21 protein-coding genes are annotated in these 24885 nt (G+C 72.4%); 7 read left to right on the forward strand and 14 right to left on the reverse strand.

Going from position 1 to position 24885, the window contains the following annotated elements:
- Positions 1-2: 2 nt before the first annotated feature.
- A complete protein-coding gene (locus tag ACFYNL_RS19655) occupies positions 3-3302 on the reverse strand; it encodes a type I polyketide synthase (protein ID WP_388804864.1) in 3300 nt (1099 codons plus the stop codon).
- A complete protein-coding gene (locus ACFYNL_RS19660) occupies positions 3302-4561 on the reverse strand; it encodes an MFS transporter (protein WP_388804867.1) in 1260 nt (419 codons plus the stop codon). Before ACFYNL_RS19660 ends, ACFYNL_RS19655 begins: the two co-directional genes overlap by 1 nt.
- 554 nt (positions 4562-5115) lie before the next feature.
- Between ACFYNL_RS19660 and ACFYNL_RS19665 the strand changes: the two genes are divergently transcribed.
- Positions 5116-6003 (forward strand): Gfo/Idh/MocA family protein, encoded by an 888-nt coding sequence (locus tag ACFYNL_RS19665; protein ID WP_388804870.1) that lies wholly within the window; start codon positions 5116-5118, stop codon positions 6001-6003.
- Between the two features lie 54 nt (positions 6004-6057).
- On the opposite strand, the gene ACFYNL_RS19670 is transcribed toward ACFYNL_RS19665, so the two are convergent.
- A complete protein-coding gene (locus ACFYNL_RS19670) occupies positions 6058-6384 on the reverse strand; it encodes a hypothetical protein (RefSeq protein ID WP_388804873.1) in 327 nt (108 codons plus the stop codon).
- Positions 6385-6530: 146 nt separating this feature from the next.
- Complete coding sequence (locus ACFYNL_RS19675) at positions 6531-7427, reverse strand: GNAT family N-acetyltransferase (RefSeq protein WP_388804876.1); 897 nt, start codon at positions 7425-7427, stop codon at positions 6531-6533.
- A gap of 91 nt (positions 7428-7518) precedes the next feature.
- Here ACFYNL_RS19675 and ACFYNL_RS19680 point away from each other — a divergent pair, with 91 nt between their 5' ends.
- Together ACFYNL_RS19680 and ACFYNL_RS19685 are read left to right on the forward strand one after the other, a co-directional pair.
- The gene (locus ACFYNL_RS19680; RefSeq protein ID WP_388804879.1) at positions 7519-7776 is read left to right on the forward strand and encodes a hypothetical protein; all 258 of its coding nucleotides are present in this window, start codon (positions 7519-7521) and stop codon (positions 7774-7776) included.
- 233 nt (positions 7777-8009) lie between these two features.
- A complete protein-coding gene (locus ACFYNL_RS19685) occupies positions 8010-8225 on the forward strand; it encodes a hypothetical protein (RefSeq protein WP_388806222.1) in 216 nt (71 codons plus the stop codon).
- 273 nt (positions 8226-8498) lie between these two features.
- On the opposite strand, the gene ACFYNL_RS19690 is transcribed toward ACFYNL_RS19685, so the two are convergent.
- Both ACFYNL_RS19690 and ACFYNL_RS19695 read right to left on the reverse strand, forming a co-directional pair.
- On the reverse strand, positions 8499-9680 hold the full coding sequence (locus ACFYNL_RS19690) for a sulfite oxidase (protein WP_388804881.1): 1182 nt from the start codon (positions 9678-9680) through the stop codon (positions 8499-8501).
- 213 nt (positions 9681-9893) lie between these two features.
- Positions 9894-10394, reverse strand: coding sequence for a DUF5709 domain-containing protein (locus ACFYNL_RS19695; RefSeq protein WP_388804884.1), 501 nt, complete (start codon positions 10392-10394; stop codon positions 9894-9896).
- Between the two features lie 310 nt (positions 10395-10704).
- On the opposite strand from ACFYNL_RS19695, the gene ACFYNL_RS19700 reads away from it, so the two are divergent.
- Together ACFYNL_RS19700 and ACFYNL_RS19705 are read left to right on the forward strand one after the other, a co-directional pair.
- A complete protein-coding gene (locus tag ACFYNL_RS19700; RefSeq protein ID WP_388804887.1) occupies positions 10705-12177 on the forward strand; it encodes an APC family permease in 1473 nt (490 codons plus the stop codon).
- A gap of 11 nt (positions 12178-12188) precedes the next feature.
- Positions 12189-13160 (forward strand): hypothetical protein, encoded by a 972-nt coding sequence (locus ACFYNL_RS19705; protein WP_388804890.1) that lies wholly within the window; start codon positions 12189-12191, stop codon positions 13158-13160.
- 416 nt (positions 13161-13576) lie between these two features.
- Here ACFYNL_RS19705 and ACFYNL_RS19710 read toward each other — a convergent pair whose 3' ends face one another.
- The gene (locus ACFYNL_RS19710) at positions 13577-14521 is read right to left on the reverse strand and encodes a lysylphosphatidylglycerol synthase domain-containing protein (RefSeq protein WP_388804893.1); all 945 of its coding nucleotides are present in this window, start codon (positions 14519-14521) and stop codon (positions 13577-13579) included.
- Entirely contained in the window at positions 14518-16014 is a 1497-nt protein-coding gene (locus ACFYNL_RS19715; protein ID WP_388804896.1) for a hypothetical protein, read from the reverse strand. Before ACFYNL_RS19715 ends, ACFYNL_RS19710 begins: the two co-directional genes overlap by 4 nt.
- A gap of 214 nt (positions 16015-16228) precedes the next feature.
- Between ACFYNL_RS19715 and ACFYNL_RS19720 the strand changes: the two genes are divergently transcribed.
- Positions 16229-16912, forward strand: a complete 684-nt coding sequence (locus ACFYNL_RS19720; RefSeq protein WP_388804900.1) for a nucleoside/nucleotide kinase family protein — start codon at positions 16229-16231, stop codon at positions 16910-16912.
- A gap of 9 nt (positions 16913-16921) precedes the next feature.
- Here ACFYNL_RS19720 and ACFYNL_RS19725 read toward each other — a convergent pair whose 3' ends face one another.
- The 6 genes from ACFYNL_RS19725 to ACFYNL_RS19750 form a co-directional block, all read right to left on the reverse strand.
- Positions 16922-18754, reverse strand: coding sequence for a hypothetical protein (locus ACFYNL_RS19725; protein ID WP_388806224.1), 1833 nt, complete (start codon positions 18752-18754; stop codon positions 16922-16924).
- 26 nt (positions 18755-18780) lie between these two features.
- Positions 18781-19011 carry a hypothetical protein gene (locus ACFYNL_RS19730; RefSeq protein WP_388804903.1) on the reverse strand — a complete coding sequence of 77 codons (231 nt, stop codon included), beginning with the start codon at positions 19009-19011 and terminating at the stop codon, positions 18781-18783.
- A 2-nt stretch (positions 19012-19013) separates the two neighbouring features.
- On the reverse strand, positions 19014-19916 hold the full coding sequence (locus ACFYNL_RS19735) for a carbohydrate ABC transporter permease (protein ID WP_388804906.1): 903 nt from the start codon (positions 19914-19916) through the stop codon (positions 19014-19016).
- Positions 19913-20824 (reverse strand): carbohydrate ABC transporter permease, encoded by a 912-nt coding sequence (locus ACFYNL_RS19740; protein ID WP_388804909.1) that lies wholly within the window; start codon positions 20822-20824, stop codon positions 19913-19915. Before ACFYNL_RS19740 ends, ACFYNL_RS19735 begins: the two co-directional genes overlap by 4 nt.
- A 119-nt stretch (positions 20825-20943) precedes the next feature.
- Entirely contained in the window at positions 20944-22266 is a 1323-nt protein-coding gene (locus ACFYNL_RS19745) for an ABC transporter substrate-binding protein (protein WP_388804913.1), read from the reverse strand.
- Between the two features lie 274 nt (positions 22267-22540).
- Entirely contained in the window at positions 22541-23662 is a 1122-nt protein-coding gene (locus tag ACFYNL_RS19750) for an ROK family protein (RefSeq protein WP_388804916.1), read from the reverse strand.
- Between the two features lie 311 nt (positions 23663-23973).
- On the opposite strand from ACFYNL_RS19750, the gene ACFYNL_RS19755 reads away from it, so the two are divergent.
- Positions 23974-24882 (forward strand): N-acetylglucosamine kinase, encoded by a 909-nt coding sequence (locus ACFYNL_RS19755; protein WP_388804919.1) that lies wholly within the window; start codon positions 23974-23976, stop codon positions 24880-24882.
- Positions 24883-24885 lie beyond the last annotated feature (3 nt).

Here is a 24885-nt window from a genome sequence, read left to right on the forward strand (position 1 = left end):
CATCATCTGGAGCTGTATCCGGGACATCTGCTGGATCTTGTCGGCCAGGTCCTCCAGCTCCTCCGGGTCGCGTACTCGGGGCCCGGTGCGGGATCGGGCGCGGGCGGGACGGGAGCGGGCTGGACGGCAGCGGGCCGAGGCTCGGCCGTGGGCTGCGGTGCGTGGGGCTGCGGTGCGTGGGGCTTCGCGGCGGGAGCGGGCGGCTCGGACCGCTCCCGCGGTGCCTGTTCCGGCGCCGCCGCGGCGTCCGGCATCCGGGCGGCGATGAACTCCGCGAGCCGCAGCGGCGTGCCCGTCTCCTCGAACAGCTCCCGCATCGTCACCTTGACCTCGTGCTGCTGCTCCAGTTCGCGCAACACACTGATCATCTGCAGTGAGTCGGCGCCGAGGTCGAAGAAGGACGCGTCGCCGTCGATCACGGACGGGTCCTCGCCGAGGTGTCGGGCGGTCGCCTCGACGATGCTGTGCAGTACCCGTGCGACCGCTGCCTCTTGCTGAACCACTTCGGCTCCCTTTCTCGCTGATGTTCCCGTGCTGCGGACCGTCGGCTGCGGCCCGGTCCAGTGGTCCTTGTGCTGGAACCGGTAGCCCGGCAGCGGAATGCGCCTGCCGTCGCAGCCGGCCAGGAGCACCTGCCAGCCGACGTCCGCTCCGGCGCAGTGCAGCCCCGCGGCCGCCCCCCAGAAGGTGCCGAGCCCGGTGCCGCGCCGCAGGGACGGCAGGACCCGTACCTCGGGCAGTGCCCGGCGGGCCGGCGCGCTGAGGGTGGTGTGCGGCCCGATTTCGAGCAGTACGTCGGGCCGCTGTGCGCCGATGCCGCGCAACGCCGCGTCGAAGCGGACGGGCTCCCGGGTGTGCCGTACGAGGTGCTCGGCGTCCGGTGTCCATCCGGGCGGGCGGGTCGCCCCGTCCAGCGCGCTGACGAACGGCACCCGCACGGGCCGGAAGTCGATGTCGTCGAGGGCTTTGCGGAACTCCTCCAGCATCGGTTCCATCAGGGCGGTGTGGAAGGCGCGGGTCACCGGCAGCCGCCGCCCCGGTGTGCCGCGCTCGTCCAGCAGGGCGCACGCCCGCTCCACGGCCGGGCCGGGCCCCGCGAGCACATGGGCGCGGTTCCCGTTGGTCACGGCGAGTTCCAGGCCTGGCACCTCGGCGGCCAGGGCGAGGGCGGCCTCCCGGTCGAGCGGTGCCGCGACCATCGCGCCGGGCGCGCAGCGCTGCCGCATCAGCGTGCCGCGCACGGTGGTGAGACGCAGACCGTCGTCGAGGGACAGGGCTCCGGCGGCGTACAGCGCGGCGTACTCGCCGACACTGTGCGCGGTGACGGCGTACGGCTCGACTCCGAGGTCGTGCCACAGGCGGACGAGGGCGCACTGCAGGGCGAACAGCGCGGGCTGCGCGATGTCCGTGTCCGCGAGACGTCCTTCCCCCGGCGCCCCCTCCCTCACCGTGTCCCGGGAGTCGGGGGCGTGGCCCCCGAGCAGCACGGCGAGCAGTGAGTCGCCGGTGAGTTCGCGGTGGTGCTCCTCGCACGCGCCGAGCACCTCGCGTACGGCGGGGAAACGCGCGTAGAGGTCGTCGGCCGCGCCCGGGTGGAGGCTGCCCTGCCCGGTGAACTGGAACGCCACGCGCGCGTGCCCCTCGCCGGGCGCGGTTCCGGTGGTCACCGCGGCGTCGGCGGTTCCCGCGAGCCAGGCGTCGAGCGCGTCGGCGAGGGCGGCGGGGGTGGAGCCGCGCGCGGCGAGCCGGTGGCGGCCGTGGGCGCGGCCGAGGGCGGCGGTGGTGACCAGGTCCGCGAGGTCCGGGGCGGGTCGTCGGTGCCGCACGTGGTCACGGAACGCCCGCGCGTTGTCGGTGAGGGCGGCCGCGCTGCTGCCGGAGACCAGCAGCACGTCGGGAGGCGGGACGGCGTCGGCCCGCGGCATCGGCTCGGGGGCCTGCTCCAGGATCAGATGGACGTTGGTGCCTCCGACGCCCAGGGAGGTGAGGCCGGCACGGCGTGGTACGTCGCTGTCGGGCCAGGGCCGGGCGGTGCGGGGGATGTAGAAGGGGCTGCGGTCCAGATCGAGGGCTGGGTTGGGCTCGCTGAAGTTCGCCATCGGCGGGATGACGCCGTGCCGCAGGACCAGCAGGGCCTTGACCAGCCCGGCGAGCCCGGACGCCACGTCGAGGTGGCCGATGTTGGCCTTGGTCGAGCCGAGGGCGCAGTAGCCGGTGCGGTCGGTGTCCTCGCGGTAGGCGCCGGCTGCGCCGTCGAACTCGATCGGGTCACCCTTGAGGGTGCCGGTGCCATGGGTCTCCAGGTAGCCGATGGTGTCCGCGCCGACGCCGGCGCGGCGCAGTGCCTGGCGAATGGCGGCTCGCTGGCCCTCGGCGCTCGGGGCGGTGAACGCCTTCTTGCCGGCGCCGTCGTTGCTGATGCCCCAGCCGCGGACGACCCCGTGGACGGTGTCGCCGTCGGCCACGGCCCGGGTCAGCCGCTTCAGTACGACGGCCAGGACGCCGGTGCCTCCGACGGTGCCGTCGGCCCCGGCGTCGAAGGCCCGCAGCCGGCCGGATCTGGAGAGGATGGAGCCCTTGACGTAGCGGTAGCCGAGGACCTGCGGCACATGGACGGCGGTGGCACCGACCAGGGCGATGTCACAGTCGCCCATGAGCAGCGACTGCGCGGCCGCCTGCACGCCGACCAAAGAACTGGAGCAGCCCGTCTGGATGTTGACGGCGGGGCCGGTCAGGCCCAGCCGGTAGGCGACCCGGGTGGCCGTGAAGTCGGCGTAGTTGCCGACGGTCATCTGCATGCCCGTCGTCCAGTCGGTCGCCGGTTCACTCGGCAGGACGTTGTTGAGGAGGTAGTTCTGCAGGGTGTACAGGTGGTACCCGGTGCTGGCGAAGACGCCGATGCGGCTGCCGTCCCGTTCGTCCGGATGACCGGCGTTCTCCAGGGCGTGCTGGGCGCATTCCAGGAGCATGCGGTGCTGGGGGTCGGTGAGCCGTGCCTCGCGGGAACTCATCGCGAAGTGCTGGGCGTCGAAGCCGGCGATGTCGTCGAGCAGGCCGGAGGCGCCGACGAAGTCCGGGGCCCGGTACTCCTCCTCGGGGACGCCCGCGGCGGCCAGCTCCTCCTCGGTGAACCGTGTGATGCAGTCGGTGCCCGCCCGGACGAGCCGCCACAGCTCCTCGGGCGTGTCGGCCCCCGGCAGCCGGAAGGCCATGCCGATGACGGCAATGCGGGGGTCGGGACCGCTCGTGCCCATCGGGTCGGGACCGCTCGTGCCCATCGGGTCGGGATCGTTCGCACCCATCAGCCGCTTGCCTCCGTCACGGTCGGTCGGTCCCGGTGGGCCGTGTCCTTGTCGCCGCGGGCAGGCCTCCCGCCCCGGGCGGCGAGCCACAGGAGCAGGCCCACGCACAGGCCGATCGCGAGGCCGTGGAAGGCGGCGACCACCTGCAGCGGTGAGTACGTCTCCAGGAGCGCTCCGCTGACCAGCATGCCGAGACCGAAACCGGTGTTCTCGGCCGAGGCGGACAGCCCGAAGAGACGGCCGCGCTGCTCGTCGGGGGCGGTCTGGAGCCGGGACACGTAGACGATCTCGGTGAATCCGTCGGCGGCTCCGGCGACGAGCGCGGCGATGACGGCGGGCACGGTCGGCAGCCCGCTGAAGACCACGATGAACCCGGCGGACATCACACAGGCGCCGAGCGCGAAGGCCCGCTCCCCGGGTGTCCGCCCGGTCTTCTTGGTGACGCGGCCGATCACCTGCTGGGCGACGATGTTGCCGATGGCCCAGGTGGCCCAGAACTGGCTGATGAAGGTGGCCGGGTGGTCGGGGTCCAGGCTGCTGGAGTAGAGGGGCAGGGCGACGTTGTGGGACGAGGAGCCCAGTCCGTCCACCGCCCGGACGGCGATCATCGCCATCAGCAGGGGAGCCGTGCCCAGCAGCGCCCGTGCCGTCCAGCGCGCGGCACGGGAGGTCTCGGCGCCGCCGTCGCCGGCGGTGTTCTCGGCCGCCCGGGTGCGCACGGGCAGCAGGAACAGCACGGTCGCCGAGACGAGGAAGGTCGCGGCGTCCAGCGCGAACGCCGCCGTGTAGCCGAACTTCGCCACCACGACACCCGACGAGGCGAACCCGGCGATCATGGCGAGTGAACGTCCGGTCACCAGCAGGCCGTTGGCCCGGACCCGGTGCTCGGCGCCGACGATCTCCGGGACGCTGCTGCGCAGGGCCACCTGCGAGAGGGTCGAGCAGCCGCCCGTGACCACGGCCAGGGCGTACAGCAGCCCTGGCCGCATGCCGTCGGGGGCGAGCAGCAGCGCCAGCAGGGCCGTCGCCTGGCACAGGTCGGCGCCGACCATGAGGCGCTTGCGGTCGAAGACCGAGACGAGCCGGCCGCTGGCCCAGCCCGACACGACGCTCGTCCCCAGGCGTACGGCCATGAAGAGGCCTGCCGCCAGCGCGCTGCCGGTGGCGTCGTAGACGAAGACGTTCAGCGCCACCATGTTCAGGTAGCTGCCGTAGGCCGAGATGCCGTTGCCCAGGACGAGCAGACGGAAGTACCTCATGCACCTTCCTCTGGTCTGCATGAAAGGTCCGAGTGGTGTGAGGCCGGATGCCTGGCCGCCCGCACATGGGCAGGACGCGCCGCAGACCTGGGTCCGGCACCGGTGCCGTGAGTGCGCGTCACCCGGTCAGCGGCCCCGTCCGCCCTCTGGACGTCGGTGCGCACCGCTGTCGCACGGCGTGTTGCTGCCCCCATGGCCGGCCCAGCACAAAAACCATTCCCCCTACAGGCCACCGGACGGCGGCCACCGGTCCGCAACACAAGCAGAATCGGACAGGCGCGTTCAAGGAAATGACGTGGTCCAGACGAATTCCGGCCCAGATTTGGCGACTTCGAAACTCTCTCGAAAAGGCGCACCGCCGCCGTCGGACGACCTGCGTCTCTCGTCCCGGGACCGGCGGTGAAGCCGCTTGCGCTGTCCGTGGGTCCCTGTGACAGGCTCACCTGCGACCGTCCCTGACCGGTCGATCCGTCGGTCGTCGGTCGTCGGCCGTCGGCCGTCGGCCGTCGGGCCGATCTCGGTCGAGGGTGTTCCGGACAGCGAGAGGCGGCTGCATGCGCACAGGACTCCTCGGTACCGGCCCGTGGGCGCGGATGGCCTACGCCCCGGCTCTGAGCCGCCACGACGAACTGGAGTTCACGGGGGTATGGGGCCGCCGTCCTGCCGCCGCGAAGGAGCTGGCCGACGGCTACGGCGTGCGTGCCTACGACGACGTCGACGAACTGCTCGCCGACGTGGACGCCGTGGCCGTCGCCCTGCCGCCCGCCGTTCAGGCGGACCTAGCCGTGAAGGCCGCCCGGGCCGGCTGCCATCTGCTGCTGGACAAGCCGCTGGCGACGACGGTCGAGGAGGGGAGGGCGGTCGTCGAGGCCGTCGACGAGGCGGGCGTGGCCTCGGTCGTCTTCTTCACGGTCCGCTTCCAGCCGGAGACGGACGCGTGGATCCACGAACAGGCCGCCCGAAAGGACTGGTTCACGGGGCGGGCGGAGTGGCTGGGCTCGGTCTTCAGTGCCGACGGCAGCCCGTTCGCCGCTTCGCCGTGGCGGCGTGAGAAGGGCGCGCTGTGGGATGTCGGCCCCCACGCGCTGTCCGTCCTGCTGCCGGTTCTGGGGGACGTGCGGCGCGTGGCAGCGGCCGCGCACGGGCCGGGCGACACCGTCCATCTGGTCCTTGAGCACGCCGGTGGAGCGTCGAGCACGCTTGCGCTGAGCCTCACGGCACCACCCGCGGCGGAGGGGGCCACCGTGGAGCTGCGGGGCGCGGCCGGGGTCGAGCTCCTTCCGCAGAGCACCGAGAGTGCGGTGTACGCCCTCCTCCGAGCGGGAGACGCGTTGCTGGACGCCTCCCGTACCGGGCACGCGCATGCGTGCGACGCGCGGTTCGGGCTCCGGGTGACCGAGATACTCGCCGCGGCGCAGGGGCGGTTGAAGGACGGTGCGTGAGGTGTGCCCGTCGTCGGCGCGAGCACGCGTCGACACCGTCCCGGGCGGCGGGACTCAGTCCTCGAAGGGCTGCTCGCTCCACCGGAACCAGGCCCTGTCCCCCTCGATGTGCAGAAGGAACTCCGCGACGGGGCCCTTCGGCGAGGACAGCGACACCCGTCTTCGGATCTCGTCGTACGCCGCTTCCCACGCCTCCCACACCTGGTCGTAGTCCCTTTCGAGCAGCGCGAGTTCACGCGCGAACAGGTCACGGACCCCGGCGTAGCCGGGGCCGGGGGTGAAGCGGCCCCACAGCCAGGGGAAATCGGCCTCGTCGATGACGATCTCCCCCACCGGGCCGTCACCGCTGCCTACACGCCACACTTCGCCGTCGAACCCCACACCGCCTCCTGCCCGCTGCCCATCGCGCCATCGACAGCATGCCACCCGGCACTGACAGACGGCACTGACAGACGGCACTGACAGGCGGTCCGGACCCGCACCGGATCCGGACCGCTGTCATGTACCGCTGCTCGCTTCAGCGCCCGCTACGCCCGGGCGGGCGGTGCGAAGTTGATGCGCTCACGGATTACCGGGAAGCCCGCCTTGGCGAAGTGGGCGGCCATCGGGAAGTTGCCCTGGTCCGTCGCTCCGCCGATGAACTCCGCGCCCTGCCGGACGAGGAAGTGCGTGCACTCCGCCAGGAGGTCGTAGGCGTAGCCGTGGCCGCGCTGTTCCGGCACGACTCCGATGAAGCCGATCGTCGGGCCGGAGGGGTTGTGGGCCGGGATGTGGACGCCCACGAGGTCGCCGTCCGGAGTGTGTGCGAGCTGCCACCACTCCCGCGGGGACGGGCACCAGTGGAAGAAGTCGAGTTCCTCCTGGGCGGCCTTGTCGAGGCCGCCCTCCTCGATGGCCCGCAGCGAGTGTGCGTCGAGCGTGACGGAGTGGATGCGGCGCAGCGCGTCGAAGAAGACCGCGTCGTCCGGCTCGGCCCTGAAACGCAGGCGTCCGGGGCGCTCGGGCAGGCCGAGGTCCGGGGTCCAGCGGTACAGGAAACGTTCCACCAGAAGTTCATGGCCGGCCGCCCGTGCGGCGCCGAAACGGGCCTCCGCGGCGGCCTTCAGGCCGGGCTCGTCCCGCCAGCCGCCTGGCAGGTTGATCTCCAGTTCGACCTGCCAGGGGGCGCTGCGCAGAAGTTCGGCGCCGGCCTCCTCCTCGCCCTCGGCCACGTCGAACCAGTTGATGTTGATGGGTTCCGAGTCGTCGGGGCCGCCCCACCAGGCGCCGCGGGCGACGACCACGCCGTCACGCAGGGCCACCCGCTTCCACTCGGGGCGGAACCGGGTCCGCCGGTGGCTTTCACGGGCGCCCAGGGGGTCGGGGTGTTCGTCGAAAAGGTGAGCGTCGCTCGCACTGAGCGCGCGGATGACCGGATCGGTCACGGATTCCTCCGGGATGCAGGCTGCTTGGAGCGCTCCCGGTCAGATCGTCTTGACCACGCCGGGGACACGGAGAAGGGAGCGCTGGACATCGGTGAACCGCACGGCACTCGCCTCCTTCCGTTGTCTCGGGGCGTGCGCTCACACCGTACGTGATCTACGACTCGACCGTCCACGGATTTTCGCGGAGGCCGAACCGCTCGACCGGGCTCAGCCGCGCCGCCGCCCCGCCGCCCCGCCGCGCCGACGGCCGACGCCCGCCACGGAGGACGGCGGGGCCTGCGGCTTCGCGGTCGACGGCGTGGCGGACGCCTCCTTCGTCCAGGACACGGAGGCGACGGGATCCGGCTGACGCTCAAGCCGTTCGGCGACGGAGCCGGGACGTCCGGAAAGAGGGCTCCGGCCAGGTCCGAGCGGTTTCGGTCCGCGGCAGGGAGGTACCCCACTGTGTCCAAGGGGCCGACAAGTGCGCAGCGGGCTCCCGGCGCCTCCGGATGCAGGGTCCGCTCCGGCGTTGAATGGTGTTAACAGACCCGATGACCGCACCGGGCCCGAAGAAGTCACCGGATCCGAGGAGCACAGATGATGCCGACGTCCCAGCCCGAAGCGTCCGGAGCGTCCGGGCCGTCCGAGGACCGCGCCACCCCGGACAAGCTGCTCCACGCCCGCACCGGCACCGAGGTGTCCCCCGAGGACATCGTGCTTGCCTCAGGCAAGGACCTCACCCCGACCACCCTTGAATGGGCCAAGCGCAAGCTGGCGGCGGAAGGCCCCTCCGCACTCGACAAGCTGCTGCCCTAGGCCGAGTCCGCACAGTCCCGTCGGCCACCCGAAGGGCGGGCCCGCGGCCTCCGGTGCGTGCTCCGGGGGTGCCCGCGGCCGCAGGCCGGGGCGTGCCGGGCGGAGGCCCTCGTACGGGATGCGCTCGGGGCCTCGCCCCGTGCGGCGAGAGCGCGTGCCGGGCGCCGCGCGGCGGACGGGACTGTGCGGACCCGTCACGGTCGTACGTGTTCGCCGGATCCGCACGGCCACTGCGGGGTACGGGCAGACACCCCGGACGGCCGTGCGTGCCGACTACGGCCTGCCCGCCGGCCCTGAGGCCTCGTCGGTGTGGTCGCCCTCGCCCGCCACGCACAGCACCGGCACGAGCTGTACGACGTTGTTGGCGAAGCCCCCGCGGTTCCAGGGCTGCTCCAGTGGCTGGGTGCGGCCCTCGGCGTCGGACGCCCGGGCACTCAGCACGTGCTCGCCCTCCGTCGCCGTCCAGCTGTGCCGCCAGTGCCGCCACGCCCACCGGTGCCCGGCGTCCGCTTCCAGCTCGGCCTCCTCCCAGGTCCGCCCCGCGTCCACGCTGACCTCGACCCGTGTCACCGGTGCGTACCCGGACCAGGCGCGCCCCTCCAGTGGCACCGTCCCGGGCCGCACCACACGGGCCCGGGACATGAAGTCGGGAAAGCCGGGCGGGACGAGCAGGGCACGCGGCGCGATGCGCGTGACCGGCTCACCCACGTCCTCGGGGCGGTCGCGCAGCCGATACGCCACGGTGTGCTGGAAGCCCGTGAACGGCACGTCGGTGACGGTGATCTCGCGCAGCCACTTCACCTGGGCCATGCCGTACCAGCCGGGCACGACCAGCCGCAGGGGGTGGCCGTGCTGCGGGGGCAGGGGGGCGCCGTTCATGGCGTACGCCACCAGCACCTCGGGACGGCTGCCCGCGGCGACGTCCATGGGCAGGGCGCGCTGGTAGTCCTGCTCGACGCCTCGCTCCACACCGTGGTCGGCTCCGGAGAAGACCACGTCCACCGCTTCGGTCTCGGCGCCGGCCTCCGCGAGCAGCAGACGCAGCGGTACGCCCGTCCAGTCGGCGGTGGCGACCGCCTCGACGAGCCAGGGCTGGCTCACCGGCCGGGGTGTCAGCAAGGCTCGTCCGTTGCCCGCGCACTCCAGTGTGACCCGGGTGGTGACCTGCGGAAATGCCCGCAGTCCGGCCAGATCCAGGCGCAGCGGGCGGCGGACGCGGCCGCCGACGGTCAGATGCCAGGGGGTGCCGTCGGGGACGTACGGGATGTCGTAGTGGGTGAGGACGTAGTGCAGGCCGGGCGGGGTGACGTCGTGCCGCAGGGCTTCGAGGGGCAGCCCGTGGTTACGGGTCGCGAGCGCGAGTTCGTCCCGGCCGATTCCCTCGTCGGGAGCGGCCAGCCGGGCCGGTGCGCTGGTGTCGGCGAGCCGACGCCACGCAGCCGCGTTTCCTCCCATACCCGCATTATCGACCCGTTTGCGCCGGGGGCGCCGGTTCGTGCCACCGGCCGGGCGCCGCCTCACCGGAGCAGGCGCGGCCCCTCCACCGCCTGCCACCGCACTCACGGGACGGCTGCCCGCCGCCCTCTCCGGAAGGGGCTCCTCCGGTTCACAGCGGACGGCCGGTGACGGGGCGCGGCGGCACGGCCGAGACCAGCTGGTCGCCCCGGGTCAGGGCTCCTCGTCGCCCTCCGGCAGCCGCGTGTCGTCGACGACGTGCATCGCGGCCTCCTCCGCTCCGGCCGCTCCGCCGTCGATGCCCCGGTCGAACGCGACCTCCTCCTTCGTGGTGTCGCGGTGTGCGCCCTCGTCCGGGGCGACCAGGCGGCCCGCGCGCTCCTCGCCCGCCTCGGGGTCGACGGGTTCGCCCTCGCCGCCCGGCAGGTCCCCGACATCGTCGCCGATGGGCTCGGTGACGTCGGGGAGCTCCTGGGAGAGGCGTTGGTCGAGGGTCTCGCCGTCGTGCTGCTCGGCGGCCGTGGTGCCGTGCCGGGTGACCCCGAGCGGCTTCTCCGGCGGGGAATAGCCCTCGTCGAGGGTGTCGTCGTAGGTCCGCTCGTCCAGGGCGTCCTGCAGATCGAGCGGCGCCGCGTCCTCCTGCTCCTCGTTGCCCGCGGTGGGCTGGTACGCGTCGTCCGCCATCGGCTCGGCGGGCGTGTGTTCGGTGCCCATGGCTGCCTCCCTCACTCGAGCGCGCCGGATGGTCGGGCGCTGTGCATGTCCTGGACGCGTTTCCCGTTGCGGCCCGTCCAACCCCGTGGGATCCGGGCGCCCTTGAAGGCTCAATGAGTGGGGCTATCATCACTCGCACACACGGCGTGACCGTACGGCGACGCTACGGCGTACCGTGTCCGCCACCCCGTTGTGCCGCCCCTGCCCCGAGGTCACCCCTCTGCGGTTCGTGGCGTTGTTCCACCCACCCCCCACACGGCACCGGTGCCGGTCCGCCCGCGCGCCGTGCACGACGGAAAGCAGCGCATCCATGAGCGACAACAGGGGCAGAGGGCTGCAGGCCAATGCCCTCGGTACGTTGGACACGGTGGTGATGGCCGTCGCGGGCAGCGCCCCGGCGTACTCGATCGCCGCGACCACCGCGGTCCTCGTCGGCACGGTGGGCCTCGCCAGTCCGGCCGCGCTGCTCTACTGCGCGATACCGATGCTGGGCATCGCGCTGGCGTTCAGCTACCTCAGCAGGATCGACGTCAACGCCGGCGCCAGCTACTCGTGGGTGGGACGTACGCTGCACCCCTTCCTGGGGTTCATCAGCGGTTGGGCGCTGGTGATCTCGGCGACCATCTTCATGGTGGCCGGTTCCCTGCCGGCCGGCGCGCTGACGCTGGCCCTCTTCGACGAGGAACTCGCCGACGACACCGCGCTGTCCACGCTGGTCGGGGCCGGGTGGTTCCTGCTCATGCTCATGGTGGTGCTGGGCGGCGCCCGCCTCACCGTTCGCGCCCAACTCGTATTGTCCGGTGTGGAACTGGCCATACTGGCCCTGTTCGCCGTGCTCGCCCTCCTCCACTCGGACGGTGCCCGGGCGTTCGACTGGTCCTGGCTCGGCTTCGGTCACTTCGACGGGGTGACGGGCTTCGCCTCGGGAGCGCTGATCGCCGCGTTCTACTACTGGGGTTGGGACGTCACCAGCAACCTCAGTGAGGAGACCCGCAACAGCCGGCGTACGACGGGACTCGCGGGCCTCATCGGGGTGGGCATCGTGTTCCTGCTGTTCGAGGTGTTCACGATCGCGGTGAACGTCATCCTCTCCTCGAAGCAGATCCAGGACAACGACGCCAACGTGCTTGCGGTGCTGGGCGAGGAGGTCTGGCCCGGCTGGGGCGGCAGGCTGCTGATCGTGGCGGTCATGCTGTCCACCATCGCCACCCTGGAGACCACGCTCATCCAGGTCACACGGTCGCTGTTCGCGATGGGCCGGGACCGTACGATGCCGGCCGCGCTGGGCCGGGTGCACCCCCGCTGGAACACGCCGTGGGTGGCGGTCGCGGTGGTCGGCGTGGTGGCGCTGACGATGCTCGTGGCTTCCAACGCCCTGGGCACGGTGGGCGAGATCCTCTCCGACGCCATCTCGGCGATCGGACTGCAGATCGCGGTCTACTACGGGCTGACGGGCCTCGCCGTGGTCGTCGCCTACCGCAGGATGCTGCTGAAGTCGGTCGGGAACTTCGTCCTGGGCGGTGTGTGGCCGCTGTCGGGGGCCCTGTTCATGTTCTGGGTCTTCTTCGAGTCGCTGGGCGAGCTGAGCGGTTCCGCGATCGCGATCGGCATCGGCGGGCTGGCGGCGGGGCTGGTGCCGATGCTGTGGTACTGGCGGCAGGGCAGCGACTACTACCGCCCGGCCGAGCTGGACGCCGCGCGGACCATCGAGGCGGACTACGTGCCGGCCGGTGCCGGCCGCTCCGACTCCCTTGTCCACGAGGGCCCTCCCACCGACTTCTGAGGGGACCCGCCATGGCGCGAGGAAGCTCCAAACGCGACTTCACCCCCGTCTTCGACCCCGACTGCGGGGACGCCGCCCTGACCTGTGCCCGCCAGGACATCGTCATCGGCCGCTGGCAGGGGCTGCGGGAGCTGCTGCGGACCACCGGACCCGACTGGCCGGCGCGCGGGCACCGGATCCGGCTGCTCGCGCAGGCCTGTGCGGGCAGTTCGACGGTGGAGTCGTGGCTGGCCGCCGAGCCGCACAGCGCCGACGCGCTGGTGCTGCGGGCGGCGACGGAGACGGCCCGGGCGTTCCATGTGGCCATCGCCGCGGGCCGGGGCGTACCGATCGACCAGCAGCGCATCGACACCGCGGTGCTGTCGTGCCTGCGGGCCGCCGACGCCTGTCCGGAGGATCCGACGCCGTGGATCTCGCTGATCTCCGTCGCGCGTCTGTACCCGGCGGGTGTCCGGCGGCAGGAACTGGGGCGCTGGTGGGACGAGTTGCACCGGCGCGACCCGTACAGCGTGGAGGGGCACCTGCAGGTGCTGCACTACTACTCCGCACGCTGGCACGGCAGCCACGGCCTGATGTACGACTTCGCCCGCGACGCGGCCGGTGTGGCGCCCCCCGGCTGCCCGCTCCCGGTACTGGTGCAGTACGCCCGGGTCGAGGAGTTCCGCTATGCGCTGGACGCGGCCAGGGGCCGGCACGCCTCCATGGGGCTCGGCCAGCACTGGAGCAACGACGGCGCCGTCAGTGACGTACGCCGGACCTGGCAGCGCTGGATCACGGGCCGCGCCGATGGCGACATCGCGCCCGGCGAGGTGCGCGACCTCAACCACCTCGCGCACGCGGCGTGCCAGGCGGGCATCCACGACATCGCCGAGGCGCTGCTCGGGCTGCTGGGGCGCCGGGCGACACGGGCGCCGTGGGCGTACACCGGCGATCCTGAGAAACAGCTCGTCAGGTGGCGCAAGGAGGTGGGGATGCGCGGGTGACCCGGCTCGGGTGCCGGCGGCCGACGGGTCGGATCCGCGTCCGTGAGCACCGTGGCCGCCACCCGGTCGGGCCCGAACCGGTGCTCGTCACCTGAGGGGTCGTCGGGTGGGCCACGGCGGTGGGCTTCCCGACGTCCTCGCCGTGAACGCCGCGTCAGGACGCCGTGTCCGGTCCGGCCGGGCGGCGACGCCGGAAACCCGGTCGAGGCTCACAGGGCTCCACGCCTGACCAGCACCCCGAGCACGACCAGCCCCGGAACCAACGGCAGCCACACCGTCAGCAGCCGATAGCCGAGCACCGCGGAGGCGGCCGCGACGGCCGGGGCACCGGCGGCGGCGAGGGCCAGGGCGAGACGCCGCGTCAGGACGCCGTGTCCGGTCCCTCCGGGCGGCGACGCCGGAAACCCGGTCGAGGCTCACAGGGCACCGCGCCTGACCAGCACCCCGAGCACGACCAGCCCCGGAACCAACGGCAGCCACACCGTCAGCAGCCGATAGCCGAGCACCGCGGAGGCGGCCTCGACGGCCGGGGCACCGGCGGCGGCGAGGGCCAGGGCGAGCGCGGCGTCGAGGGAACCGAGTCCGCCCGGTGTGGGCAGCAGGGCGGCCGCGGCGCCGGCGACGAGATGGAGCAGCGCCACTTGGGCGGGTGGCAGGGGAAGGCCGACCGCGCGGGTGACGGCGCCGAGCGCGACGCAGTGCAGCGTGGCGAAGGCGAGCGAGCCGCCCCACAGTGCCGCCGTCCTGGCCGGCCTGGCGTGGATCGCCCCGAGGTGCGCCCGCAGCAGCGTCAGGGCCCGTCGGCACCGTGCCGCCGCCGGCGCGGCCAGCAGGGCGAGTACGGCGAGGACGGTGAGGCACAGGGCGACCAGGTGGCCGGCGTCCACGGTCGGGACGCTCAGCACGCCGGGGCAGGCAGCGACGAGTACGGCGATCAGGGCACCGCGCGCGACCGCGCCGGCGGTGCCCTTGACGGCGATCGCGGCGGCCGCCCCGGCGAACGGTATGCCGCAGCGCGTGAGGAAGCGCAGGTTCACCACCCCGGCCCCGAGCCCGACGGGCAGCACATGGTTGGCGGCGGAGGCGGCGAACTGCGCCGCAAGGAGCCGTCCCGGAGGGAGTCTGCCGAGCACCGCGCCCTGCTGGGCGAACGCCGAGCAGGGCCATGTGGCGACCGTCGCGGCGGCGGCCGCCAGCAGCCACCCCTGGTCGGCGACGGCCAGTCGCGCCGCGCCGGTCTCCAGTACCGGCCAGTGCCGCCGGGCCAGCCAGGCCACGGCCGCAAGAACGGCGAGCGTGAGGGCGATGTGCCAGTGGATCTGTCGGCGCTGGGCCGGTGGGAGGATCTGTTCCGGCGTCATCCCGGTCCGCCCGCGCCCGGTGTCGGCGCGATGCGGACCTCAAGGCCGTCGAGGCGGTGCAGCTCCCAGGCACGGGCGTACCGGGGCGGTGTGCCGCCGGGCTCGGTCAGCGCGCCGACCGGGACGCTGCGAGCGGTCCGCAGGATCTCGGCGGTGGTGGTGTTGGCGTTGTGGCCGCGGGTCGCTGCGGAGTCGCAGCCCGTGTAGTAGGCGACGGGGATGGCCTCCTGCCCGGTGAGCAGACAGGGCGAGCGTACGCCGAGGCGGTTCAGTTCGGCGGCGGAGCGGGCCCATGCCTCCCGGTCGGCGGTCGTGCGGTCCACGGTGCGGTGCAGGACGGCGTACTGCACGGCCAGGTGTCCGGCCAGCCCGAGCGCGATCACCGTGGCGGCCATCGGGCGCAGGCGGCCGGCCGGCCCGGTGGCCAGGTGCCACAAGGCGTCCGCGACCGCGAGGGCGAGCAGGGCGTAGGCGGGCAGCAGGAAGCGGGGCGCGGCGTATCCGATCAGGAACAGGTACGGGAAGGCGGCCGTCGCGGCGCAGGCCAGCGGGATCAGGGTGCGGGTGGTTCGCCGGGCTCGGAAGGCGACGGCGAGGCCGTAGGCGGCGAGCAGCGGGAGGACGAACCACCAGGCGTAGACGACCGGGTGGGGCATCTCCCCGTTGCACGGCCGGCACAGGGCACTGCCGACCAGGCTGCGCAGTTGGTCGTCGACGGCGAGGTTCCAGCCCAGTCCGCCCTGGATGCGGGAGGCCTCGTGCAGTCGCTCCCGCAGGCCGCCGTAGCTGAGGAACGCCTCGATCACCCACGGGACGCCACCGGCCGACAGGCCCACCGCGAGGGCCGCGCCGGGCCGCCAGTGCCGGCCGACCAGCACGACGACGATCAGCGGCAGTGTGACCCAGACGGCGTCGGTGGGCCGCATCCACGCCATCAGCGCGGCACCGGCCAGGACGCCCCACAGGGCGCGCCGGTCGTGGCGGTCGCCGAGAGCGCGCAGGAAGCAGCCGACGCAGGTCAGGGCGCCGAAGGCGACCCAGAGGTTGGGCATGGCCTGCGGACCGTAGAAGAGGGTGACCCACAGGGTGGCGAACAGGGCGCCCGCGCCGGCCAGGACGCGGGGCGGGAAGAAGCCGCGCCAGGCACGCAGGGCCAGGTACAGGCCGAGTGCGGACAGGACGGCGAGGTAGACGCGCAGCAGCGTGGTGGACGACGACCAGGAGGCGACGGGCCACGCCAGCAGCGAGACGCCACGCGAACGTGGGGCGCTGAAGAAGGCCGCCGGTGCCTCGGTGCCGACCTGGCTGACGTACACCACCTCGTCCCAGCCGAGGCCCAGCGTGGGCCGTACGAGGAGGAGTTGGGCGAGACCGAACGCCCCGGCCACCGCGGCGAGCAGTCCTGCGCCGGGCGCCCGCCCGGACCCGCCGGACACGGTCGCCCGGAAGCGCCCCTCCATGCGCATCGGCATGGGCTTCGTGCCGTGGGTCATCGTCCACCCCTCTCCCTACGTGACGTAGGGTTTCTCGGTCCACCGTCGGCCAGTTGACAGCGATAAGTAGGGAAATAGCACCGTAAACACGCACAAACTAACCCGCAGCGAATGATCATGCAGTGCGGGATTCAGCCAAGTGCCTGAGGGCCGGTGGCCTGTTGTGCCCGGCGCGGAAGCCGGAAGCAGCCGTCCGGGTGACAGACTCGGCTCTGTGGCCGCCCTGACTTTCGACGTCCTGCTCACCTGCGCCCGGTCCCTCGCCCGGGACGGCCGCCGTGCCGTCCTCGGGATCGCCGGCAGTCCCGGTGCGGGCAAGTCCACGCTGGCCGAACGCCTGGTGCGGGAACTGAACGGTGCCGGGGAGCGATGGGTCGCGCATGTGCCCATGGACGGCTTCCACCTCGCCGACGTCGAGCTGGACCGGCTCGGGCGCCGGGACCGCAAGGGTGCGCCGGACACGTTCGACGCGGCCGGGTACGCGGCGCTGCTGAAGCGCCTGCGCGAGGAGGCCGACGACGGCACCGTGTACGCGCCCGGCTTCGAGCGGGTTCTGGAGCAGCCGCTCGCGGGCGCCGTGCCGGTGGAGCCGACGGACCGGCTCGTGGTGACCGAGGGCAACTACCTGCTGCTGGACACGGGGGCCTGGGCGCGGGTGCGGTCGCAGCTGGACGAGGTGTGGTTCTGCGAACTGGACGAGGCGGAGCGGCTGCGGCGGCTGATCACCCGGCACGAGCGGTTCGGCAAGTCGCACGAGCAGGCGGTGGCCTGGGTCATGCGCTCGGACCAGCGCAACGCCGAGCTGGTCGCCGCGACCAGGGACAGGGCCGACCTCGTGGTGCCGGCCACGGCCCTGCCCGGCCCGCACGAGCCACCGGCCGCCCGAGCGCGGAGCTGAGGCCCCGTCCTACCCGGCCCGCAGGGTCAGCTCGGGTTCCCCCCGCGCGTCGCCCGCCGCCTCGCCGATCACCGCCGTGAACGCCTCGGTGCGCACGGTCAGCGCTCCCCCGTCTCCTGTGAAGGCGGGCGCGAACGGCCCCTCAGGTCCGTACCGTACGGCGAAGACGTGCAGGTCCTCGGGGGCGCCGGGGGCGGGGTCGGCTTCCAGGGCCGTCGAGCTGACCAGGTGGCGCCAGCCCTCGTCGGGGTTGCCGTAGCCCCGAGGGTCGGCCGCGAGGGCGAAGGCCGCCTGCTCCTGGGTCCGGTCCGCGCGGGCGTCGAAGTGGTCCACGCCGTCCGACCGCGGGTGGGTCAGGCGCAGCCCGCCCGCCGAGGCGACCTCCGCGTGAGCGGTCCTGCGCACCCGGTCGCCGTCGTCGCAGGCGTAGGGCAGGCCCGCGAGCAAGTAGGGCGTGCCCGGGAGCCGCTCCACCGCGACCGTCGCCCACAGGCTCGTGCCGTCGGTGACGTACAGGGACCGGACATGGCGCAGGACGTGGTCGCGGCCGACGACCGGCTTGGTGACCAGCTTGGCGGTGAGGCCGTCGGCGCTGACGTCGCGCACCCGGACCTCGCCCATGGGGCGGCACAGCAGGAAGCCGTCGACGACCGGGCCGAAGCCGTGCTGCCGGTTCACGGCCGCGGGCAGGTAGTAGGTGCCCGCCGCCTCGACCAGCGACGGGGTCATACGACTGTCGAAGGCCACCGAGACCGTGCCGGAGCGCAGTTGGTGGCGGGCCGGGACCGGGGACGGGTCGCGGTGCCAGCGGGTGGGGTCCTGGATCTGCCAGACCAGCATCCAGGCGAAGTGGCCGTCGAGTCCGCCGTCCGGCTTGACCGCGTGCCGGCCCCAGCGGGTGTCGCCCCGGTAGCGGCCCAGGTCGGAGCCGATCCGGGCGCTGAAGTAGCGCAGCCCCAGCACCGACTCGAAGCCGCTGTGCTGCTCGCTGTAGCGCGGCCCGCCGTTGTCGAAGCCGCCGACCGTGAGGCGGGCGTCGATGTAGCGGGCGAGGGCGTCACCGTCCTCGGCGAAGATCTCCTCGCCGCTGATCCGGTGGGCCTGGGCGAGGAAGGACAGGGAGATCGGGCCGTAGTTGTTGTCGTACGCGCCGCCGTGCTCGGGGGGCAACAGGGCGCCGCGGTCCGCGACCCGGTGGGCTCGGATCTCCTCGACGTACAGGGCGAGGGCGCGCGAGCGCACCGGCCGTGCCTGCTCCGGGGGGAGGTGGCGGGCCAGCATCAGACCGCCGACGACGCAGCCGATGGCCTGGTTGGCCGCCTCCTGCGGGTTGAAGAAGGTCGCCTCGGTGAGCCAGCGCCAGTAGCCGTGCGCCACCTCGACGAGTTCGGCGCGCTGCCCGTCCTCGACGAGGCCCTCCGCCAGGTCCAGCACGTCGACCGCCTGGAGCAGCGCCCACACGGTGCTGGGCCAGTCGCCGATGGGGTGGGCTCCCGCCTCCGGCACGTAACGGGCGTACGGCAGACCGGTGTGGCGTGCCCTGAGGTTGGGGTAGCCGGGGTTGTCCTCGGTGTACACCCGCTCGCGCAGATGGAAGGCGAGGCTGCGGCGCACCGCCTCGGGCAGCCGCGGGTCCTTGCCGCGCTGCCAGGCCAGGGCGAGGAGCGAGGTGACCCCCAGGGAGGTGTCGCCGACGTCCTCCCCGCAGTCGGGGTGTTCGAGGCTGCCCTGCGGCGTGAGCCGGGCGAGGGCCTCCTCCACGACGCCGGCGAGGACCGCGTCGTACGCCTCGGGGGTGTCGGGAAGGTCGTGCAGGGCGCCGAGCTGCCGGGGCAGGTACACGGGAGGGGACGTGAGGTGCACGGGGATCAGCCCTTCATGCCTGAGACGGCCGTGGTGCGGTTCGTCGGGTTCGCGCGGCGGGCGCGGGCCGAGTCCGCGAACCGGTAGGCCGCGACCAGGGCCTTCACCCGCCGCGCCGGGCCCCGGGGCGGCACTCCGGCGGGTTCCTCGTCGGGGCCCGCCGCCGGCGGGGTGGTCGGCCGGTCGGCGGCGCGGGCCGCCGCGCGGACGCACTCGTGGTCGAGCGGGACGGGCAAGGTCAGTCCTTCAGTCCTGCGTTGATGTCGGCGTTCATGACGTAACGCTGGAACACCAGGAAGACGACGATCAGCGGGATCATGGAGATGACCGATCCGCCGAGCACCACCGACCAGTTGATGTTCTGCGCCCCGACAAGGCTCTGGATGCCGATCTGCACGGTGAACTTCTCGGGGTCGTTGAGCATCAGCAGCGGCCAGATGTAGTCGTTCCACCGCCACTGGAACGACAGGATGGCGAGCGTCAGCATGATGGGCCGGGAGATCGGCACCATGATCCGCAGGAAGATCGACAGCTCACGGGCGCCGTCGATGCGGGCGGCCTCGATGAGCTCGTCAGGCACCGTCAGGAAGAACTGGCGGAACATGAAGCAGCCGGTCGCGGTGAGCACGGCCGGGAGGATGATGCCGGCGAGCGAGTTGTACAGGCCGAGGTCGCGGACCACCAGGAACTGCGGGGCGAGCATGACCTCGGACGGCAGCATCGTGGTGGCCAGGATGCCGACGAAGAAGACCTTGAGCCACTTGTTGTCGTACTTGGCCAGCGCGTACCCGGTGCAGCAGCTGACGCCCACCGTGAGGATCGTCGCGATCACGCACACGATGGTCGTGTTGACGAAGTACTGGGAGAAGTTGGCGCTGTCCCACGCCGTCTTGTATCCCGACACGGTGGGGTCGTGCGGGAACAGCGTCAGCGGGAGGGAGAACAGGTCTCCGGCCGGCTTGAAGGAGCTGAGGACGAACCACAGCACCGGCACCGCGTAGAGGGCCGCCAGCACCCACAGCAGTGTCGTCGCGGGCACCGCGCGCCGCAGCCCGCCGGCGGCCGCGCCGCGGGGCCGCTTTCCTGGCACGGCCCGTACGGAACCGGCGTCGACCTTGCGCGGCGTGTCGGTGGTTGTCATCGGTTCTCCACCCGTCGGTTGACGATCAGCTGGATGATCGCGACGGCCATCAGGATGAGCATGAGCACGAAGGACGCGGCGCTCGCGTAGCCGATCTGGCCCGCCTTGAAGCCGGTCTGGTAGATGTACTGGACAAGCAGGTTGTTCGACGTTCCGGGTCCACCGTTGTTGAGAGAGGCGAACAGCGGATACTCCTTCATCGCGTGGATCGTGTTCAGCAGGATGACGATGAAGGACGTGGGCGCGATGCTCGGCAGGGTGATGCTGATGAACTGGCGCCACGGACCGGCGCCGTCGAGCGCGGCCGCCTCGTAGTACGACGCCGGTACGTTCTTGATCGCCGCGATGAACAGCAGCATGGAGAAGCCCGTCCAGGCCCAGGATGCCGCCACCACGACCACGATCAGCGACAGGTCCGCGTTCGACTGCCACGGCACGGCACTTCCGCCGAGCTTCTCGATGAAGTAGTTGACCAGTCCGAAGTTCTCACCGAACAGCCACCGCCACAGGACACCCACGACGATGGGTGACAGAAGCCACGGGATGAAGAAGAAGACACGGGCGACCGACACGCCCTTGGCGTGCTTGCTCACCAGCACGTTGGCGATGAGCAGCGAGAACACGAAGTTCAGCGGGACGAAGAGCACGGTGTACAGCAGCGTGCGGGTCAGCGCGTCGTAGAAGGTGGAGTCCCCGACCAGGTTGCTGTAGTTGTCCAGTCCGACGAACTGGAACGCCCCTACGCCCGTGTAGTTGGTGAAGGAGTAGACGAGCCCGATCACCGCCGGCCAGAGGAAGAACAGCGCGAAGAGCACGACGTTGGCCGCGATGAGGACGAGCGGCGCGAGGGTGTACTTGCTGCGTCTCCTGGGCGGGCTCACGGACACGTCCGAGGCGCGTTTGGTCATCTTCCTGACTCCGTGCTGGTGGAAGGGATTCCTGTGGGCTCATGGGCCCGGCGTCACGAAGGCGCCCGAGGCCGGGCAGCGGGGTGGGGGCACCGCCGCCCGGGCCTGCCGGCCTGCGCTCAGCCGCCGACCTGCTGGTTGTAGCCGGCCACGATGTTGTCCAGCGCCTTCTCGACCGACTGCTGGCCGTTGATCGCCTTGCCGAGCTCCGCCTTGGTCGGGTCCTCGGTGAGGGTCTTGCCCTTCAGCGCCCAGCCGGTCTGCGCGGTGTTGAAGTAGCCGGAGATGGGGGCGTAGCGCGGGATCGACTCGTTGTACAGCTTGAACGCCGCCTGCGCCGCCTCGGACTTGAAGGGGTACTCGGGGTTCAGGCCGCTCTCGACCGGCAGGAACCCGGACGCCTCGCACAGCTCGCGGTAGTTGTCCGGCTCGTACAGCCAGGACATGAACTTCTCCGTGGCGGTGGCCGCGGCGCCGTTGTTGTTGAAGCCCACCATCATGCCGCCGCTGTTGACGTCGCTGGCCTGCACCGGCTGGGCGGGGGTCGGGACGCTCGCCCACTCGAACTTCTTGATGCTGTCCGCGAAGGAGGCGACCTGCCACACACCGGACCAGTAGGCGACCACGTCACCGCTCTGGAACATGGCGGACGGGTCGGCGCCGCTGGTCCACACCGACTTCGGCATGGTCTTGTCGTCGTTCAGGCCGACGAAGTACTTCACGGCCTTCTTGGTCGCCGGGTCCACCGAGAACGTGCCGGAGGAGTCGGCGTGCACGTACTTGCCGCCCATCTCGTACACCATGGCGCGCAGTCGGGACGGCGACTGGTCGAAGGTGAGGGAGTACTTGGCATCGGTCTTCTCGCGGACCTTGTTCGCCGCGGCGATGAACTCGGTCCACGTCCAGGTCTTCGACGGCGACGTCGGGAAGGAGACGCCCGCCTTCTCGAACAGCGACTTGTTGATGAACAGGCCGGACGCGGTGACGTCCGAGGGGATGGACAGCACCTTCCCGGACGAGTCCTTGGCGATGAAATTCTGATTGATCTTGTTGGTCTTGTCGTCGGCGATGGAGCTGAGGTCGATGAGCTTGTTCGACCAGATCGGGTCCAGCTTCGGCACTGCCGCGACGTCGGGCAGCGAGTTCGCCTGCGCGGCGTTGCGCAGCTTCGCGTCGTAGCCGTCGTAGGGGATGTTGACGAGCTTGACCTTGACGCCGGCTTCCTTCTCGTACTGCGCCACCATCTTCTTCCAGCCCGCGTCCTGCCCCGGGACCGTGGAGATCCAGAAGGTCAGCGACTTCGAGGTCCCGCCCGAGTCGGATTCCGACCCGCAGGCGGAGAGCAGCAGGGCACCTGCCGTGGCCACGGCAGTCAGGGGGACGAGGCGGCCTATGCCGCCGCGGCCGAGTCGGCGGGAGCGCCGCACACCCACAGTGGTCATCTTCGATCCCTTTTCGTGGTTGGGGACGGAGCACGGCGCCGACCGAGGCGGCACGGGTGCATTTTGCAGGAGAAGGTGCTTTCCGAGGGCGCGGCCTCGCCCGGCCGCATCATCCTGACGGGTGAGGGTCCCCGGCCGCTGTGGCCGCCGCCGCACAAGCACGCCCTGGTGCGGTTGCCGTACGTCGAGTACGGGCGGGACGCTCGCCCGAGCCGACGTCCCGGTCGGCCTAGAAAGCGCTTGTCCGGACATTGGCAGAAGCGGGTGGAGTCCGTCAATGCTTCACCTGGACCGCACCGGTCACGGTTTGGATTCCATGCGCCACGGCCAAGCGGGTGGCTCCCACGACGGTGCCGGAGTCGCCGAGAGCACTGCTGACGACCTCGGTGGGCCAGCTCAGCCGGCCCAGCTCGGCCCGGACTCCCGGCACCAGCTGCGGGTTCGACCCCACGGCACCGCCCAGCACGATCATGCCCGGATCCAGGACGGCGGTCACGGCGGCGGCCAGGCGGCCGATGTCGGCGGCGTGCCGGTCGACGACGGCCCCGGCCGTGACGTGCCCCTCACCGGCGAGGGCGAAGAGCTGCTCGGCGGTGTCGGGGCAGAGCCCGTCGGCGTCCGTCCATGCCTGTGCGGTCCGGCGCAGCAGGGAACGTACGCCTATGTGCTCCTCCAGGGCCTCGTGGCGCGGTTCGCGACCCTCGCCCCACGGGTAGGGCAGCCGGGCCACCTCGCCGGCCGCGCCGTTCGCGCCGCGCAGCACCTGGCCGCCGACGACGATGCCGAGACCGATGCCGACGCCGATGCGCAGGTAGCCGAACGTCTCCCGGCCGCGGGCGGCGCCCTGGTGCAGTTCGGCGAGGGCGGCGCAGTTGACGTTGTTCTCCAGGTGGACGGGGACACCCGGCGGCAGGGCGACGGTCATGGCGTCGAAGACGGGGCCGGCCTTGGCGGTCGCGGGCCGCATGCCGGTGCGGTCCCGGTCCCAGGTGGTGACGTCACCGACGGCGGCGACGACGACCCGCAGCGGGGCGTTCGCGGGCAGCGCGTCGAGGACGTCGCGCACGGTGTCGGCGGCCTCGTCGCGGGAGCCGGTGCCCTGGGCCAGCAGGGTGCCGTCCAGGGCGCAGCCGCGCACCTGGGTCCGGGTGGGGCCGAGGTCGACGGCGAGTACGGCGCCGGCGGCCGGGCCCAGCCGGTAGACGGCGGCGGAGCGGCCGGTGGCACCGGAGGCGGTGCCGGAGTGCGCGGCGAGCCCGGCGGCCTCCAGTTCGGCCACAGCGGTGGAGACGGTCGGCTTGGACAGGCCGGCGCCGGCCGCCAACTGGGGGCGGGTCGCGGTGCCCGCCGCGGCCAGCACCGCGAACACCGCACGCGCACTCTCGCTCAGGTCCATGCTCTCCCCAGGTCGTGCCGTGGCGGACGTACCGCCCGAAGTGATCGATCGGGCACCGGGAATCCGCGGCCCTTGACGCGCACCCTACTTCGTTAGTTAACTTCCTAACGAACTCCTGCGGTACTCGCCTGCCGCACTCGACAGAAGCCCGTCCCGGGGCTTCCCGACCACCTTCGGCGCGGGTCCACGCCGCTCTCCCGCGATGTGCGCCCGGGCCGGTCCGTGGCACCTCGCGAGAGGTGCCGCTCCCTGCCCGCCCGGACGCGGTTCGCCCACCGTCGCAGCTCGGACGCAACGACGAAAGAGGATCCGTGCCGCACACCCCCCACCCGCCCACGCTCCTGGTGGGCGTCGACGTGGGCGGCACCAAGACGCACCTGCGCGCCTACGCGGGGGACGTCCTGGTCGCCGACCACGTGCGCACGAGCAGCGGCTGGCAGCCGCACGACCCCGTGGCCGCCGCCGGCTGGCTCGCCGCGCTGGTCGCCGCAGCCCTGCCGACGGGTGTACGCCCGACCGCTCTGGCCGTGGGCGGACACGCCTGTGAGACGCCCCGCCAGTGCTCCCGGATCCGTACCGCGCTCCGACTCCACTTCGACGCGCCCGCGTCGGTGGTGGGCGACGCCGAACTGCTCGTGCCGGCCGCGGGGTTGGACAAGGGTGTCGGCCTCGTCGCCGGCACCGGTTCGGTGGCGGTGGGACGGCTGGCCGACGGCACACCGGTCCAGGTCGGCGGCTGGGGGGCGGTCCTCGGGGACGAGGGCGGCTCCGCCGGACTCGTCCGTGAGTCGGCGCGTGCCGTGTGGGCGGCGCACGACCGCGGGGAGGAACCCGACGCGCTCGCCCGCGGGCTGGTCGCCGCCTTCGGCGTCTCCGAAGTGCCCGAGCTGGGAGCGGCGTTGGAGGGTGCCGGGGCCATGTCGGCCGAGTGGGGCCGGCATGCGCCGGCCGTGTTCGCGGCTGCCGAGGCCGGTTCGGCACTCGCCCGAGCGGTGATCGCCGAGGGCGGCCGTTCGCTGGCCGCGCTGGTCGCACGACTCGCCGTGCGCGGGGTCCCGGTGGACGACGTCGTGGTGGCCGGCAGCACCGTTCTCGCCCAGCCCGTCCTGTACGACGCGTTCACCCGCGCTCTCGCCGAGAGTGTGCCGGGAGCGCGGACTTCGCCGCTGCGGCAGCCCCCTGTGGAGGGGGCGGTGGCACTGGCCCGTTCACTTGTGTGACAG

The organism is Streptomyces sp. NPDC007808 (assembly GCF_042868655.1).
In the GTDB taxonomy this organism is placed as follows: domain Bacteria; phylum Actinomycetota; class Actinomycetes; order Streptomycetales; family Streptomycetaceae; genus Streptomyces.